Below are 15,119 nucleotides of genomic sequence, written 5' to 3'. Positions count from 1 at the left end.
TCAGTCGGTTACCGTGAACGCGTCTTTGAAGCCAAGGTCTTTCACGTCCTTTTGAAAGGCTTTGCGCTCGGCCCGGGTTGCGGCGGGGCCAACCAGCACGCGCCAGACAGTACTATTTGCTGTTTTCAGTTCCCGTACAACTGTGGGCATGCCGTTCCGACGCACCTTTTGGGCGGCTGACTTGGCGTTCGCCTCGACGCTGAAGGTTCCGATCTGAACAAACGGTTTGCTCAGAGATGTCGCCGACGTTGTGGCGGCTGCGACAGGAGTGGCTTCTGACGCATCAATTGCGGCTGCGGCCCCCTCTACCGGGTCCAGTGGCGTTTCGGTGATCGCGGCGGGGTCTTTCTTTTGCCACCATTTCCGCTTGGCAGGTTGCTCGGCGGGGGGCGTGACCGGTGCATCCGACAAAGAGGGGGACGCCACGGCTTCGGCGGCTTCGGCGGCTACGTCTGCGCTGTCAGTCGCCGTATCTGCCGCGGCCACGGCAGTTCCCGCAGCCGCAGCTGCGGGGGCTTTCTTCTGCCACCATTTCCGCTTGGCTGGTTTTTCGGCAGATGCTTCGACCTGATCGTCCGCAGAAGTGGCCGTCTCGGCGTCTTCGCTTGCGGGCTCGACGTCTTCAGCCGTTTCATCCGATGCACTGGCCGCACCCGCGGCAACCGCAGCCGTACCCGCCGCGGCGGCGGCTGTTTCCTTTTTCTGCCACCACTTCCGTTTGGCCGGTTTTTCCGGCTCTGTGGACGCTTGAGTGCCGGCAGCTTCATCGGCACCTGCGGCCGTGGTTTCGGCTGCCGTTTCTTCTGCCTCCGGCGCATCCTCCGACGACGGTTCTTCGATCTTTTCACGGCGCAGTGCGACGACGCTGACTTTTGTCGGCGCGCCCGCAAGCATTCCCAGCTCTTTCGCGGCAGCGGACGAGACCTGAAGCGCGGGTCCGGGCAGGTTGCGCTCGCGCCGGAACAGGGCGCCGGTCACGGATTTGTTGTTGGACGTGTTTCTGATCACGACACGTTCAGGTTGGGACGCATCCGGGTGCGCAACCCATATCCCGCCAAGAGACGGCCGGCCATCCCAAAGCCCTGCTTCGGTTGTCTGAAAAACTTCAGGGGCTTCGACATCACGCTGAGAGCCGGTGGCCACCTCGGGCAGAAGTTCCGTCTTCCCCGAATTGTCTTCCGGTTTCTCAGCCGATTCAGAAGTTGATAAAGCCTCTTCACATCCGGCCAGTATCGTCAAAGTCAACGCCAGATACGCCAGCCGTTTCGGCCCCGGGCGTGTCTCGATCGCTCGCTTCATCTGCTTATCCCTTGCCTGAAGGGGTTTCGTTTTCCGAACCCCGCTGCCGGTCTGCTGGTTCTGTATGCCAGCCTGTTGCGGTCTTTCGTGCGGATCATAACGTGGCTGAAGTGTCATGGAAAGACCGCTGCACAGGCTTCGGCAAGATTTCCCGATTTCGACTTGCCTCTGGTCGAACTTCGCCTTAGACCCTGCTGTCGACGGGGAGGTGGCAGAGTGGTCGAATGCGGCGGTCTTGAAAACCGTTGGGCGTGAGAGCGTCCCCAGGGTTCGAATCCCTGTCTCCCCGCCATAAAATGGCAAATTCGACCACACGCTGACCGTCTCTTGTTATTTTCCGAACCAACGGTTTTCCCGGAAGATTCCCATGTTCGGTTCCTGTTCTGGTCCCGCTTGGGCCGAGCCTGCTTTGCGAGTCGCATTTGGCCGGTACCTGCCGAGTATTCTAGAACCATAGAGAGGCTTTTGTGACCTGCGATGGCCGCAATCTGGAGGTGAGTACATCCGGCCTCGGCCAATTCGCTTGCTGCGCTGTATCGCAGGCAATATCGACATCTACAAAGACCACACCAGGATGATCCCCCGAAATGGGTTGGGGCAGGGGGGGCGGCCAATCGGCTCGGCAAAGTGCCGCCGGGACGCCCCGAAGGTTGCCGGGAAGGGTTCGCCAATATTTATGACGAAGCAGCCGAAGCCATTCCGGAGTGCAGAAACGGAAGTTCGCCTGACGCGTCTGCGGTCTATCCAACGGTCCAAGATGGGTTTGAGGGCGTCCGGTTCGTAACCGCATGCGCGCAAAGCTCGGCCAGAAACTCGGCCTGGGTCAAGCTGGAGTGTGGTTTTCAGCCTTGCGGGTTGAATTGCTGGCCTCGCATGAAAAAAACCGGGTTGAGGCGGGCAGGCGCCTCAACAATCGACGCGGCCATTCTGGGCGCGCAAGTTTGGGTCGTGTCACAAACATCGCGCTGTTAGCACTTCCACGGCGTCATCAAAGGTTTGTACGCTGCTCTCGGCCCGAGCCGTCAGATGAGCGCCTTCCAGCAAGGCCAATGCCGCGCGTGCTTCTGCTTTCGGATCCGCAACACCCGTGATCGACAGATCCGTTTTGCCAAGCGCAAAGACATTCTCGATCCACCGGGTCATCATGCGCCGGAACGCGCGGATTTTGTCGGTGACCTCATTCGACAAGCTTTCCCGGCTGATGATCAGTGACACACATAGGCACAGGGTTTTCCCGTCGTTCAAAGCCGCGCGATAAAGCGCGATCAGTGCGCGCATGCGCGCACCCGCCGTGTCACAAGTTTCCTCGATTTCGGCGCAGCGCCCGGTAAGCTCGGTATGGTAGCGGTCCATCAAAGCTGCTGACAGCGCGGCTTTGGTTGGGAAGTGATAGTGGATCGATGCCTTGCGGATGCCTACATCATTGGCAAGGTCGGCATAGCTGAACCCGTCGAAGCCTTTGCTGCGCACGGCCAATTCGGCAGAATTGAGCAGAGCGGTCTTTGTGTCTATTTCCATGCCGCGTTCATCCTTAATGCGCTCAACAATGCTGCGGTGGTCTCTGCTGCTTCCAATGCACCTTCAAGATATCCCCCAAATTGCGCGGCTGTTTCAGTGCCGCTGAGAATGATCCGGTCTTCCCAGATCCGCGTCATGGCCTTCGGCAAGCCGTATTGCGGATGGGCATATACGGGCTGAAGATCCAGATCGGTCGCTGTGAAGCGGTCGAAGGCCCAGTCTTTTAGGAAAAGCGTGCTGGGGCTGACCGCCTTGCGCCCGAACAATCGCCCCAGCTGCGCCAGAACCTGCTGCCGCAACACCCCTTCATCCCGGCGAGCTTGCGCAGGGATGCCGATGAAACCGAACAGCGCGAAGAGACCACCGCTGGCAGGTGACGCGTCGTGGATTTCCACCATGGGGCCGCGTCGGCTCATGGCATCGCCAGACAGTCCGTCGTCACGCCAGAACGGAGTGTCATAGACCGCAAGCGCCTTGGCCTGACCTGCCATCCATGTCGGGATTTCCCGCATGGCTGATAACGTGCCATCGGGCAGGGTGGGCTCAAAGATCAACTCGGCCGCGATACGTGGGGGTATGGCAAGCACAACATGCCTCGCCCAAATATGCCGCCCAGATTGCGTGGTGACCCGAACCCCACCTTCGGTTCGCGCCAAGGCCGTGATCTGCGTTGACAGGTGGATTGCCCCATCCGGCAAGAGTGCCGACAGCGCATCCGTCAAAGCAGCGAGCCCCCCGATCAGACGATAAGACCCTTCCATGGATGAAAACCCGCGGCCGCGCTCAACACGGCCTCGTTCATCTTCGAAACTCAGCGCGCCGGAGCTGAATTGGTCAAACCTGTGCAGGCCCAGCCGTTCGATCAGCGCGGCAATCCGTGGTTGGCCGGGCCAGAACCAGGCCGGACCCATGTCGAAACGGCCGTCGCTCAGAGCCTCGGTCAGAATGCGCCCGCCCAGACGATTGCGCGCCTCGACGATCAGCACTTCCTGACCTTGATCCACAAGCTGTGTCGCAAGGCTGAGCCCTGAAAGCCCCCCGCCGATGATGAGCGTATCCGTGCGCATGGTTCAGAACCCCTCACTTGAAGAGCGCAGGTTCAGCTTTTGGGGCCCGCTCGACCTGGGGTGTTGCGCCAGGGGTTTTTGGTCACCCATCGGTTACACCGCCGGCGGTTGGGCAAAAGGCAGGTGGCCTGTCTTCATCCAGATCCTGGCCCCGTCCGGCCCCGCAACGGCCATCAGGCTGTGGCCTTCAGGCAGGCGCAGCCAATCGTTTTTGACCAGTTCATCCCCGCCTTCGGTGACCGACCCGTCGATGATCAGAACCTCGATCCCGCCAGGGGCGTCCGAGCGCAGCGTCGCACCCGCGTCTAGGTGGGAGTAGGTCACGACCTCGCGCGCATCCTCATGCAGGATTGCGGTGGCGATACCATTTGCGGGCGCGCCCAGCTCATCCACCATGCTTTTGCGAAACTGGGTTCGGTCGTCCATGTCGAACTGCCAGAGCTTCACGAATATCGTGCAGCCCGGTTCCGACCCCGGCGTGTGTTGCGTGGTGGGCGGATTGCGGACATAGGTCCCCGCAGGATAGTCGCCATGCTCATCCTGAAACACACCATCAAGGACAATGAATTCCTCACCGCCAGTATGGGTGTGTGCAGAGAAATGACTGCCCGGCGCATAACGCACGATTGTGGTGGCCCGGGCGACCTCGCCTCCGATCCTGTCCAACATCCTGCGATCCACACCCTTCATGGGAGAGGCCTGCCACTCCAGCTGGTCTGAGTGAACGACGACGCGGTCAGAGAAGTCCGAATTGATTTCCATGGGGTCAGTTCTCTTTGATGGTTACGACATGGGAACTATCTACCAGTAGGTAGGCAAATGCCAGCTTCAAAGTTCGATTAAGCGCCACTTTTCACAGAGTGTTGAACCTGGTCTTGTCAGAAGGACCTCGTTGAAGTGGGTGGACAAAAACTGAGAGGAGGCTCCACGCCGCCTTTACGGACAGAGCGCGCGCAAACCAAAGAACCAGACGCAACCAGTGTTTGCTGAAAGGGGCCTTAGCGTACTGAAAAGGAAACCTGCCCGACCGCGTTGAGACTGGTGCGCTTTCTGCCCGGGCAATTCTTGTGCTCATTATACCTGAGGGTGCTTCCGGCTTTGGAGATGTCGGACGCACCGCCTTGAATCGCAAAAAGTCGAAACCATGTTGCGATAATTCCGCATTCAAGGGGTAATAAAACGTATCTCTTGAAGGCCCACGCATCCACGTGCTTCACTTTTGGAGCCATGTAAGCCTGTGATTTTGCTGGCCCCAAAAAACCCGAAAGGCACGGCCTTTCAAGACCTGAACCAGAGCGCACCACGGCCCGAGAGGGTGAGAAAAACAAACGCGGAAGCTACCCAACACGGAGATATCAGATGAAAAAAACTGCAACGCTACTTGGAAGCGCGTCCTTCGCGATTGCCGGGCCGGTCATGGCCGCGGATATCGTGATCGGTGTGCCCAACTGGGCCTCGGTGAACGCCACGGCACATATTCTTGAAGTCGTGATCGAAGAAAACCTCGGCCTGGACGTGGAATTGCAAAACGGCACGAACCCGATTGTGTTTGAAGCCATGGACAGCGGTTCGATGCATGTCCATCCTGAAGTGTGGATGCCCAATCAGCAGAACCTGCACGATACCTATGTCAAGGAAAACGGCACCGTCGTCATGAACCAAAACCCGGTTCAGGCCGAGCAGGGCATGTGCGTGCCGACCTATATCGCGGAACAATATGACATCAAGTCGATCGATGATCTGAGCGACCCCGACAAGGTTGCGATCTTTGATACCGATGGCAACGGAACACCCGAGGTATGGATCGGTGCGCCGGGTTGGGCGTCGACCGTCGTCGAGAAGATCCGGGCCAAGTCCTATGGCTATGACCAGATCTTCGAACTGACGGAATACGAGGAAACCATTGCCTATGCCAATTTGGCGAACGCGACAAAGGCGGGCGATCCGTGGATCGGGTTTTGCTACAGCCCGCACTATATCTTCGTGACACAGGATCTGACGGTTCTGGAAGAACCGCCCCACGACCCGGCCACCTGGACAATCGTTCAGCCCACGGATGATCCTGATTGGCTGTCCAAGTCCGAGGCGTCCTCGGCCTGGAACGGGGCAACGCTTCACCTGCACTATGCCAAGGAACTGGAAGAGAGCTATCCCGAAGTGGCCGCCCTGTTCAGCAACTATCAGATGACAGGCGACGATCTGAGCGCGATGGGCAAGGCGCTGGCCGTCGACAACATCGAAGCCGCTGAGTTCGCCAAGGAATGGGTGGCTGCGAATGAAGACACCGTCATCGGCTGGCTGACCAACTAAACAATCACTCTTTGGGCCGTCGCGCAAAACCGCGGCGGCCTTTTTCTGTCGGGCAGGGCTTCGCCCTGTGGGGGATAAATGGACGAACCTGTCGTAAAATTAGAAAACGTTTGGAAGATCTTTGGCTCGCGTGCTGAAGAGGCAATGGAAGCGGTCAGAAACGAAGGCATAGGCAAGCCGGAAGTTCTGGAGCGGTTCAACTGTGTTGTCGGCGTTCAGGGCGCCACGTTCGAAGTGCCGAGGGGTGAGATTTTCTGTATCATGGGGCTGTCCGGCTCGGGCAAGTCCACATTGGTGCGCCACGTGAATCGATTGATCGAACCGACGGCGGGTCGGATCGAAATTCTGGGTCACGATGTTTCGAAACTGTCGGAAGCCGAGTTGCGCCGCATTCGCGCCCAGCAAATCGGTATGGTCTTTCAGCACATGGCGCTGATGCCGCATCGTTCCGTGCGTGATAATGTGGCCTATCCATTGGAGATCCGAAAGGTTTCCAAGTCAAAGCGCTGGGCCGTCTCGGATCACGCGCTGAGCCTGGTGAATCTGACAGGTTACGAGGACCGTCTGCCCAAAGAGCTTTCGGGCGGGATGCAGCAACGCGTGGGGATCGCGCGGGCGCTGGCTTCGGACCCGGAAATCCTGTTGATGGATGAACCGTTCTCGGCCCTCGATCCGCTGATCCGTCTGCAATTGCAGGACCAGTTCAAAGCACTTGTGGCACAGCTGAAGAAGACCACGCTGTTCATCACCCACGATCTGGACGAAGCCATTCGGATCGGCCACCGGATTGCGATCATGAAGGACGGCGTCATCGTGCAGATCGGAACACCCGAAGACATCGTCATGAACCCGTCCGACGATTACGTGCGCGAATTCGTTCAGGGCATCTCAAAACTCAAACTGGTCAAGGCGCATTCCATCATGGAGCCGGTGGGCAGTTATTCAGGGCCGCTCGACGGTGCGCCCCGAGCGGACGAGGGCGCGGATCTGGATCAACTGATCGACCTGGCCGTGAATTCTGATCTGCCGGTCGTCATCACGGATGCGGGCGTTGATGTGGGCGTCGTGACCAAGCCGCGCCTGTTGCGCGGTATCCAGGGGGGCAAAAATGACTGATGCTGCAACAGAGATGAAAGTAACCGCCGCCTCTGATATCGAGGTCGATCGCGAGGCCCTGGACCTTTCCATCAAAGAGTTCGCGGGTCCGAACGGTGACTACTATGTCAACGCATTCCACAAGATTCATGATGCGACCAGCGCGATTCCCAACACATTCAACAAGTGGGCCGCGTTGCTGGGGCCATTCTGGTCTGCGTCACGCGCCATTTGGGGCATGTTCTGGACCTTTCTGATCCTTGAGATCATCGCGTGGGTTCAGATCGGCAGGGGCGCGTGGGGTAATCCCGGCGCCGATTTCGCGGACCGCGCCGCCCGTCAGCAGGAACGCGCGGCCGAACTGTTGGCGCGCGCAGCGGATGCCACGGAACAGGCCGATATCGACCGTTTCACCAAACTGGCCGAGAACATACAGAAAGCCGCGACCACAAGCCTGGAAAGGGCCGCCGCCGCCCAGTCCGAGGCGGCAGGCATCCTGATTACCGGGTTGTTGATGTTGCTGGTGTTCAAGTTGGTTCAAGGGTTCTACGCCGACCGCGTCTACGAAAAACAGTACTCGAACTGGCGGATCGATCCGGACAGCACGGAAAGTGGGCGTTCGACCCGTAATATCGTCATGGGTGCGATCCTTGTCGCAGCAATCGGACCATTGATCGTGTACAAGTTCACCGTGAACGCATCCCTTCCATTGTTGGACGCGTTCCCGGAACAGCAAGTGTCTGCGATGTTTCTTGGCGAGGGCAACGGCACGCTGTTCTCGAGCCTGGCAAACTGGATGGAGGCCAGGATTGATGCTGCGGCGGCAGCTGGAGGCGACGTATTCGACGGGATCGTGGCGGGTGTCCGGTCGGTGCTTGATGCGCTGACGATTGCACTGATCGGGTCACCCTGGCCGGTGGTCATGCTGGTCATCTGTGTGACGGCCTGGCGTGCGGCGGGACCAAGGGTTGCCATCTTCACCGCATCTTCCCTGGCCTATATCGCGTTGCTGGGGTACTGGGACGTGGCGATGGAAACGGTTGCTCTGGTCGGTGCGGCGGTGTTGCTGTGCGTCGTTTTCGGCATTCCGCTGGGTATCTGGTTCGGCAAATCGCAGCGCGCCTATCGCGCGGCGGAACCGGTTCTGGACCTGATGCAGACGCTTCCCGCCTTCGTCTACCTTATCCCGATCATCGCCTTTTTCGGCACCGGCAACCCGCCGGGAATTCTGGCCACCATCATCTTTGGCATGCCGCCGGTGATCCGCCTGACGGCGCTGGGCATGCAAGGGGTTCCGGAAAGCATCAAGGAGGCTGCGGTCGCCTTTGGCGCGTCGAAATGGCAACTGTTGAAGGATGTTGAAATCCCTCTGGCGCTGCCATCGATCATGACGGGTGTAAACCAGACAATCCTGATGTGCCTGTCCATGGTCGTGATCATCTCGCTGATCGGCGGGGGCGGCCTGGGCAAGGAAATCCTTGAGGCGCTGCAATACGCCGCCAAGGGGCCGGGCCTGCTGGGTGGCTTTGCGATCCTGTTCCTTGCCATGGTCATGGACCGGATCGTACAGGGCGCGTTCCGGCGAGAAGACGAAAAACTCTGAACGCAGACGCCCCCGGTTCCGATCGGGGGCGCTTTTCTTTGAACCGGGGAAGCCATGACAGATCCCTATGAACAGTCGATGATGGACAACCTGTATTGGTGGGGCGTGCCTACATTGTTCCGGTGTCCCCATGTCGGGCCGGAAGGGCAGGATATCGCGCTGGCGGGCGTGCCGCATTCAACCGGCAACGGCACGACCGAAAGGGACCAGCACCTGGGGCCTCGCGCGTTGCGGCATGTCTCGGCCGTACAACGCAGGGTGCATTCGGTCTTTGAAATTGATCCCTGGCAGAGTGCGCGGATCGCCGATGTTGGTGATGTGCCTTTTCCAAAGGCCAACGACAACGAAGACTGCATCGAACGCATCACTGAATTCTACAAGACCATAGACACGGCCGGAGCGCGCCCCGTTTCCGTCGGAGGCGACCATTCCATCACCGGTGGCATTGTTCAGGCCCTGGGTTGCGGCAAACTTGCGGGCGGACAGCCGGTCAGCTTTCTGCATCTGGACGCGCATACGGATGTGTTCACCAAGGTCGATCACTTTCTGGGGGCCAAGAAATCCGCGGCTCACTGGGGGGCCTATCTGGCCGATCAGGGGCAGGTGGATCCAACCCGGTCGATGCAGATCGGTCTGCGGGGCCATCCACGCAGCCTGGACTGGCTGCAACCGTCGTACGATTACGGGTACAACATCGTCACCATGCGAGAGTTCCGACAACGCGGGTTGGCCGATGTGGTCGCGCAGACCAAAGAGGTTTTGGGTGACCGCCCGGTTTACATCACCTTCGATCTGGACTGTCTTGACCCAACCGTCGCGCCTGCCGTGTCCAATCTGGAACCGGGCGAGAAGGGGTTTGACATCGATGAGGCGGTCGGCATCCTGCGCGCGGCGCGCGGTTTGAACATCGTCGGCGGCGACGTGGTCTGCATGATGCCGACCAAGGACAGCCCCAACAACATCACCGCACTGACGGCGGCGGCGGTGATGTTCGAGATGATTTCGATGATCGCCGAGAACGTCGCGCGGGCCTAGCGCCGCGCGTCGATCGCCTGTGCCAGAACGCAAAGCAGTTCGAACATCAGCGAGATGCCAAGCCACGCCGTTCCACCGTCGGGGTCGAATGGCGGTGACACTTCGACAAGATCGGCGCCGACAAGGTTCAGACCGGACATCCTGCGAATGACCTGCTGGGCCTGAAAGCTGTTGGGTCCGCCGATTTCAGGTGTTCCCGTACCGGGGGCGTAAGTTGGATCAACAAAGTCGATGTCAAAGGTGCAGTAGGTCGGCTGCATGCCAACGATCTCGCGCACTTCGTTCATGACGTCGTCTATGCCCCGGTCGAACAGCTCTTCGATACGGATGATGCGGATGCCCTGCGCCTCGCCCCATTCGATATCATCAGTGTTGTAGGCCGTGCCACGGATTCCGACTTGTACGAAACGCTTGGGGTCCACCAACCCTTCCTCGACAGCGCGGCGGAACGGGGTGCCGTGGGTGAACTTGTGACCTCCGAAATAGGTATCGAACAAGTCCGTGTGACTGTCGAACTGGATCAGGCCAACCGGACCCGAAGCGGCCAGGGCACGAAGGACGGGCAGGGTGGTCAGGTGATCCCCTCCGGCCGTCAATGGCGTGATGTTGCGGGCTTGAAGATCCGTGTAGAAACGCGTGACCCGATGCAGCGTGTCTTCTATGTCGACGGGATTGGGGGCAACGTCTCCTAGATCTGCGCAGTTCACCATTGCAAACGGTGCCACTCCCGTAACCGGGTTCATCGCCCTGATCATCGTGGAATAGTCCCTCAGTTGCCGTGGGCCATGTCGTGCGCCGGGGCGATTTGTGGTTCCGCCGTCCCAAGGGATACCCACGAGGCCCAGTTCGACCTCCGAGATCCGTTCGTGCGCCAGATCCAGAATAGGCAGGCGCATGAATGCGGGAATGCCGGCAAATCGGGCCAGTTCCATGGCGGATACCGGTTGAAAAAATGAATCGGCCATGATGCCCCATCCTATGCAAGTTTCTCCAGTGACCCTAACGGTTCGGCAACGTGCTGGGAATGCCCGCCGTCATTCAGGGCAGGATACGAAAACGTCGGCGAATTTCGGCGTCTTGTTCTGAGGTGAGGTATTCAGGGTGATGCGTGCTCAACACCTCTTGAGCGACTTGCCGTGCGGATGACCATGCATCCAGTGCACCGTCTGTTTGCCACGTGCGAGGCTCCTGGCGATCGGCGAGTTTCGGATAGAAGTAATCTCGTTCCATGGCTTCATAGGTTTGTTCGCTGCCCAGAAAATGCCCCTCGCCCAGAACCGAATGGCAGATGGCGTCAAAGCCAAGGTTCGCTTCGGTGACCTCGATCCCGCGCAGGATGCGATACGTGTGCGAGTGCATTTCGTTGTCCAGAACAAAGGCCTCGAAGCTGACCCCAAGCAGAGATGCCGTCATCCCCGAACTTTCATAAATCAGATTGCCGCCTGCCAGCGCTGCCGCCAGCGATGTGATGCCTTTTTCAGCCCCGTGTTGGGCGTCGATGGCCTTGGCATCGGCCATCGAAGCGGCCACACCCGATGGCAAACCCAGCCAGTTCGTGATTTGCGCTGACGCTGCATTCAGGATTGCGGTCTCACCGCTGCCACCTGCGAAAGAGCCGGTCCTGAGATCCACGATGAAAGGCCAGTTGGAAAAGACCATCGGAAAGCCGGGTTTGATCGCATTGACCATCACGAGGCTGGCCAGCGTTTCGGCCAGTGACTGCGCCAGAAATCCGGCCAGAGTTGCCGGGGCGGTTGCGCCCGCTTGCGCGGCCGTGATGCAGGACATCGGTATGTTATGGGCGACGCATTCATAGACAACATCCACGGCATCCTCGCCATATCGCATTGGCGAAATGATCGGGCTTATATGTGCTTTCAGGAAGGGGCGTTTGGCGAATTCCCCCGCCCCTCCGGCGACGATGTCCAGCATCTCGACGATCGGGCCGACATGTTCCGCCAACGTGAAGGACGTTGCTATTGGTTTGGTTGTGTTCCGTACCAAAGCATAAACCGTGTTGACGTCCAGATCGAACACATCGGGGACGTCGGTCGCCACGCAGCACCGGGTGAACCAACTGACATTGGCCAGCGTGTCCTGTAGCCGGGTGAAATCATGCAGATCCGCCAGGGTAGACGGGCGATAAAGCCCACTGTTGATATCAAGTGTCTGAACCGCAGCACCGCCGGTGCCAAAATACACGCGGTCGCCACCCACCTCGATGGACCGGTTTTCATCCCGGCCATGAAAGGTGAAGCTCTTCGCGGCCGAGGCGATGGCCTGTTCGACCATTGAACGGGGAAAAACCAGCCGGTTCTGTTCCCGGTCCTGAGCCCCCGCTGCCCTGAGGTCGATGGCCAGCCTGTCCGGCACGTCTCCCATCCCCAGTTCTTCCAGCAGACGCAGCGCGGTGTCGTAAATTTTCTCGATTTCCGATAGGTCCAAGGGCCTGAATGCCCCGCCTTTTTGGCCGGGCGGGCAAGGGTCAAAAACGGGCTTGGCCGCACGCTGTGCGTGCCGTGCCTTTCGACCGCTTCTTTTGACGCTCTTCGATGGCATTCGTTTACGTTACCTTGCGTTTTCCTGCACCCTAGGACCCAACTTGTCCCGGTATCAAAGAAGAAGTGCCGTTTTCAGAATTCGAAATCGCGGTTTCGATTTTCCGGCACCCGCATCTGCCCTGTTGTATGCCCATCCCGTTATTCAGCAAGACTGGTGCCGAAGATTAAGGAGCAATGCCATGAAGTCGCGTACCAGAGCCGTTGTGATAGGGGGCGGGATCGCCGGGTGTTCGACGCTCTACCACCTGACCCAGGAAGGGTGGACAGATGTGGTTTTGGTCGAACGGAATGAACTGACCTCGGGCACGACATGGCATTCGGCGGCGCAGGTCACCAATTTCGGCATGAACCAGACGATGGTCGGCCTGAAATCCCATTCGATCCGTCTGTACAAGGAACTGGCCGACGATCCGGATTATCCTATCAACTATCACCACGCAGACGGTGGGATACGTCTGGCGAACACCGAAGGGCAGATGCAAGGCTATCGTCACTTCGCGTCCATGGCGCGGGGGATGGACGTGCATTTCGAGGTGATCGACGCGGATGAATGTGCCCGGCGACACCCGTTGATTTCGACCGACAATCTCATCGGCGGGCTTTGGGATCCGCTGGACGGCGACATCGATCCGGCGCAATTGTGCCAGGCCCTTGCGCGCCGGGCACGCAAGGCGGGTGCCGAGGTGTATCGAAATACGCCGGTGACCGCGCTGACACAGCACAGCGATGACACCTGGACGGTGCATACCGAGCACGGGGATATCGACTGTGATGTCGTCGTCAACGCCTGTGGTTACAGGGTCAACGAAGTCGGCGCCATGATGGGTGTGCATCATCCTGTGTCGTCCATGGAACATCAGTATTTCCTGTCCGAAGAGATTGAGGCTATCCGGGATGCCGGTCATCGGATGCCGCTGCTGCGCTGCCCGATCAGCGACTATTATTGCCGACAGGAAAAGAACGGGCTGCTGCTTGGGTTCTACGAGCAGGGATGCAAAACCTGGGGTATGGACGGTATTGATCCGAACTTCGTGAACGCGCTGTGCCCGGATGATCTGGACCGTGTAACCGATGTTCTGGAAGGGGCCTTTGCGCGCATGCCCGCCTTGATGGAGGTTGGCATTCACACCGTGGTCAACGGGCCGATCACCTACACAATTGACGGGGCGCCTCTGGTCGGTCCGATCCCGGGCAAGCGCAACGCGTACTGCATCATTGGCCTGCGGGCCGGGCTGGGTGAAGGTGGCGGTCACGGGTGGTTGCTGGCGCAGCAGATCGTACATGGCGAGGCGTGCTATGACATGTGGTGCCTCGACCCGCGGAGGTTTTCGGGTCACGCAAATGTGGAACTCACCGCGCTCAAGGCGATCGAGGATTATCAGAACGAATTCAGGTTTCATTTTCCGCATGAACACCGCCCCGCGGGCCGACCCGCCAAGACGACCCCTCTGACGCCTGTTCTGGCATCCGAAGGGGCCGAGTTCACTGTGGTCAACGGGTGGGAAAGGGTGGACTATTTCAAACCCGATCCCGATTTCTCGCCATCGCTCAGTTTCGATTTTGACGAAACCTTCGATGTGGTGGCCGCCGAAGTCGAAAACACTCGAACCGGCGTCGGGCTTGCCGAGGTCAACGGGTTCAACCGCATCGAGATCACGGGATCCGACAGGCACGCATTCCTGGACCGGTTGTTTTGCGGGCTTGTTCCTCGGCGTGAGGGGCGTGTCGGGTTGGGATACCTGTTGAATGACCACGGTATGATCAAGTCAGAAGCGACGATTGCCAATCTGCCCGCCAGCGACCGGGGACCGGCCCGCGTTTGGTATGGCTCTGCCGCGGCAAGCGAGTTTCACGACATGGATTGGTTGCGCCTGCATCTGCGCAGCGATGAGGACGTTCAGTTGCGCAGCCTGACGAACGATCAGACCATTCTGGTTCTGGCTGGCCCGAAGTCGCGTTCTGTCCTGTCAGCCTGCACCAGAGGAGATTGGTCGGCAGATGCGTTCCCGTGGCTCAGCGTGCGCGAGTGTTTTGTCGGTATTGCTCCGGCCACGGTCATGAACCTGAGTTACTCGGGCGAGCTGGCCTATGAAATCCATGTTCCCAACGCCTCGCTCTATGCGGCCTATCTTGCCTTGCGCGAGGCCGGCGAAACGCACGGGCTGAAACTGTTCGGTGCCAGGGCCGTTGAATCCATGCGCATGGAGAAGAGCTTTTTGCACTGGAAAGCCGATCTGATCACCGAATTTGATCCTTTTGAAACCGGCCTGGATCGGTTCGTCCGGTTGGACAAGGGCGCCTTCGTGGGGCGTGATGCCCTGTTGAAACGGAAATCGGAAGGACCGCGACGCAAGCTGGTCCCCTTGCGCATCGATTCAACCCATGGCCCGGCGCATCCCGGCGCATCACTGATGCAGGATGATACCGTCGTTGGTACTGTCACGTCGGGCGAATGGGGGCATCGCACGAAGCTGAATCTGGCGCACGCTTTCATCCATCCGTCCCTGACGCAGGTTGGCCGTGAAATGAAACTGGACAGTTGCGGGAAACGGATCGGTGCGACGGTTATCAGCCCAAGCCCGTACGACCCGGATTTTGTGCGGATGAAAGCCTAGAAACGACCCTTTCGAT

At 59.1% G+C, this 15,119-nt stretch carries 11 protein-coding genes and 1 tRNA gene; 6 read left to right on the top strand and 6 right to left on the bottom strand.

Going from position 1 to position 15,119, the window contains the following annotated elements; translation table 11 throughout:
- A complete protein-coding gene (locus tag AC2FF8_RS03370) occupies positions 1 to 1,299 on the bottom strand; it encodes an SPOR domain-containing protein (protein WP_496878912.1) in 1,299 nt (432 codons plus the stop codon).
- 202 nt (positions 1,300 to 1,501) lie between these two features.
- Here AC2FF8_RS03370 and AC2FF8_RS03365 point away from each other — a divergent pair.
- Positions 1,502 to 1,591, top strand: a tRNA-Ser gene (locus AC2FF8_RS03365).
- Positions 1,592 to 2,250: 659 nt separating this feature from the next.
- Here the strand turns inward: AC2FF8_RS03365 and AC2FF8_RS03360 are convergent.
- From AC2FF8_RS03360 to AC2FF8_RS03350, 3 genes are all read right to left on the bottom strand, one after another.
- Positions 2,251 to 2,817 carry a TetR/AcrR family transcriptional regulator gene (locus AC2FF8_RS03360; RefSeq protein ID WP_170343815.1) on the bottom strand — a complete coding sequence of 189 codons (567 nt, stop codon included), beginning with the start codon at positions 2,815 to 2,817 and terminating at the stop codon, positions 2,251 to 2,253.
- Positions 2,808 to 3,884, bottom strand: a complete 1,077-nt coding sequence (locus tag AC2FF8_RS03355) for a flavin monoamine oxidase family protein (protein WP_496878911.1) — start codon at positions 3,882 to 3,884, stop codon at positions 2,808 to 2,810. Before AC2FF8_RS03355 ends, AC2FF8_RS03360 begins: the two co-directional genes overlap by 10 nt.
- A gap of 93 nt (positions 3,885 to 3,977) precedes the next feature.
- On the bottom strand, positions 3,978 to 4,646 hold the full coding sequence (locus AC2FF8_RS03350) for a cupin domain-containing protein (RefSeq protein WP_496878910.1): 669 nt from the start codon (positions 4,644 to 4,646) through the stop codon (positions 3,978 to 3,980).
- A gap of 597 nt (positions 4,647 to 5,243) precedes the next feature.
- Here AC2FF8_RS03350 and AC2FF8_RS03345 point away from each other — a divergent pair.
- From AC2FF8_RS03345 to AC2FF8_RS03330, 4 genes are all read left to right on the top strand, one after another.
- Positions 5,244 to 6,194, top strand: coding sequence for an ABC transporter substrate-binding protein (locus AC2FF8_RS03345; protein WP_257599011.1), 951 nt, complete (start codon positions 5,244 to 5,246; stop codon positions 6,192 to 6,194).
- Between the two features lie 78 nt (positions 6,195 to 6,272).
- Positions 6,273 to 7,310 carry a quaternary amine ABC transporter ATP-binding protein gene (locus tag AC2FF8_RS03340; RefSeq protein WP_496878909.1) on the top strand — a complete coding sequence of 346 codons (1,038 nt, stop codon included), beginning with the start codon at positions 6,273 to 6,275 and terminating at the stop codon, positions 7,308 to 7,310.
- The gene (locus tag AC2FF8_RS03335; protein WP_496878908.1) at positions 7,303 to 8,892 is read left to right on the top strand and encodes an ABC transporter permease; all 1,590 of its coding nucleotides are present in this window, start codon (positions 7,303 to 7,305) and stop codon (positions 8,890 to 8,892) included. The genes AC2FF8_RS03340 and AC2FF8_RS03335 overlap by 8 nt, the downstream gene beginning before the upstream one ends.
- A 54-nt stretch (positions 8,893 to 8,946) precedes the next feature.
- Entirely contained in the window at positions 8,947 to 9,927 is a 981-nt protein-coding gene (locus AC2FF8_RS03330) for an arginase family protein (RefSeq protein ID WP_496878907.1), read from the top strand.
- Here the strand turns inward: AC2FF8_RS03330 and AC2FF8_RS03325 are convergent.
- Together AC2FF8_RS03325 and AC2FF8_RS03320 are read right to left on the bottom strand one after the other, a co-directional pair.
- Positions 9,924 to 10,892, bottom strand: coding sequence for an agmatinase (locus tag AC2FF8_RS03325; RefSeq protein WP_496878906.1), 969 nt, complete (start codon positions 10,890 to 10,892; stop codon positions 9,924 to 9,926). The genes AC2FF8_RS03330 and AC2FF8_RS03325 overlap by 4 nt on opposite strands.
- A 73-nt stretch (positions 10,893 to 10,965) precedes the next feature.
- The gene (locus tag AC2FF8_RS03320; RefSeq protein ID WP_496878905.1) at positions 10,966 to 12,486 is read right to left on the bottom strand and encodes a trimethylamine methyltransferase family protein; all 1,521 of its coding nucleotides are present in this window, start codon (positions 12,484 to 12,486) and stop codon (positions 10,966 to 10,968) included.
- 181 nt (positions 12,487 to 12,667) lie between these two features.
- Here AC2FF8_RS03320 and AC2FF8_RS03315 point away from each other — a divergent pair, with 181 nt between their 5' ends.
- Complete coding sequence (locus tag AC2FF8_RS03315; RefSeq protein WP_496878904.1) at positions 12,668 to 15,103, top strand: GcvT family protein; 2,436 nt, start codon at positions 12,668 to 12,670, stop codon at positions 15,101 to 15,103.
- Positions 15,104 to 15,119 lie beyond the last annotated feature (16 nt).

The organism is Ruegeria sp. YTSA144 (assembly GCF_059610125.1).
This window is presented reverse-complemented; position numbering and strand designations above follow the sequence as displayed.

Excerpts from the sequence above, each read along its gene's own strand:
- AC2FF8_RS03340 (WP_496878909.1), top strand. The coding sequence starts at position 6,273 with ATGGACGAACCTGTCGTAAAATTAGAAAACGTTTGGAAGATCTTTGGC.
- AC2FF8_RS03350 (WP_496878910.1), bottom strand. The coding sequence starts at position 4,646 with ATGGAAATCAATTCGGACTTCTCTGACCGCGTCGTCGTTCACTCAGAC.
- AC2FF8_RS03355 (WP_496878911.1), bottom strand. The coding sequence starts at position 3,884 with ATGCGCACGGATACGCTCATCATCGGCGGGGGGCTTTCAGGGCTCAGC.
- AC2FF8_RS03315 (WP_496878904.1), top strand. The coding sequence starts at position 12,668 with ATGAAGTCGCGTACCAGAGCCGTTGTGATAGGGGGCGGGATCGCCGGG.
- AC2FF8_RS03320 (WP_496878905.1), bottom strand. The coding sequence starts at position 12,486 with ATGCCATCGAAGAGCGTCAAAAGAAGCGGTCGAAAGGCACGGCACGCA.
- AC2FF8_RS03325 (WP_496878906.1), bottom strand. The coding sequence starts at position 10,892 with ATGGCCGATTCATTTTTTCAACCGGTATCCGCCATGGAACTGGCCCGA.
- AC2FF8_RS03370 (WP_496878912.1), bottom strand. The coding sequence starts at position 1,299 with ATGAAGCGAGCGATCGAGACACGCCCGGGGCCGAAACGGCTGGCGTAT.
- AC2FF8_RS03330 (WP_496878907.1), top strand. The coding sequence starts at position 8,947 with ATGACAGATCCCTATGAACAGTCGATGATGGACAACCTGTATTGGTGG.
- AC2FF8_RS03335 (WP_496878908.1), top strand. The coding sequence starts at position 7,303 with ATGACTGATGCTGCAACAGAGATGAAAGTAACCGCCGCCTCTGATATC.
- AC2FF8_RS03360 (WP_170343815.1), bottom strand. The coding sequence starts at position 2,817 with ATGGAAATAGACACAAAGACCGCTCTGCTCAATTCTGCCGAATTGGCC.
- AC2FF8_RS03345 (WP_257599011.1), top strand. The coding sequence starts at position 5,244 with ATGAAAAAAACTGCAACGCTACTTGGAAGCGCGTCCTTCGCGATTGCC.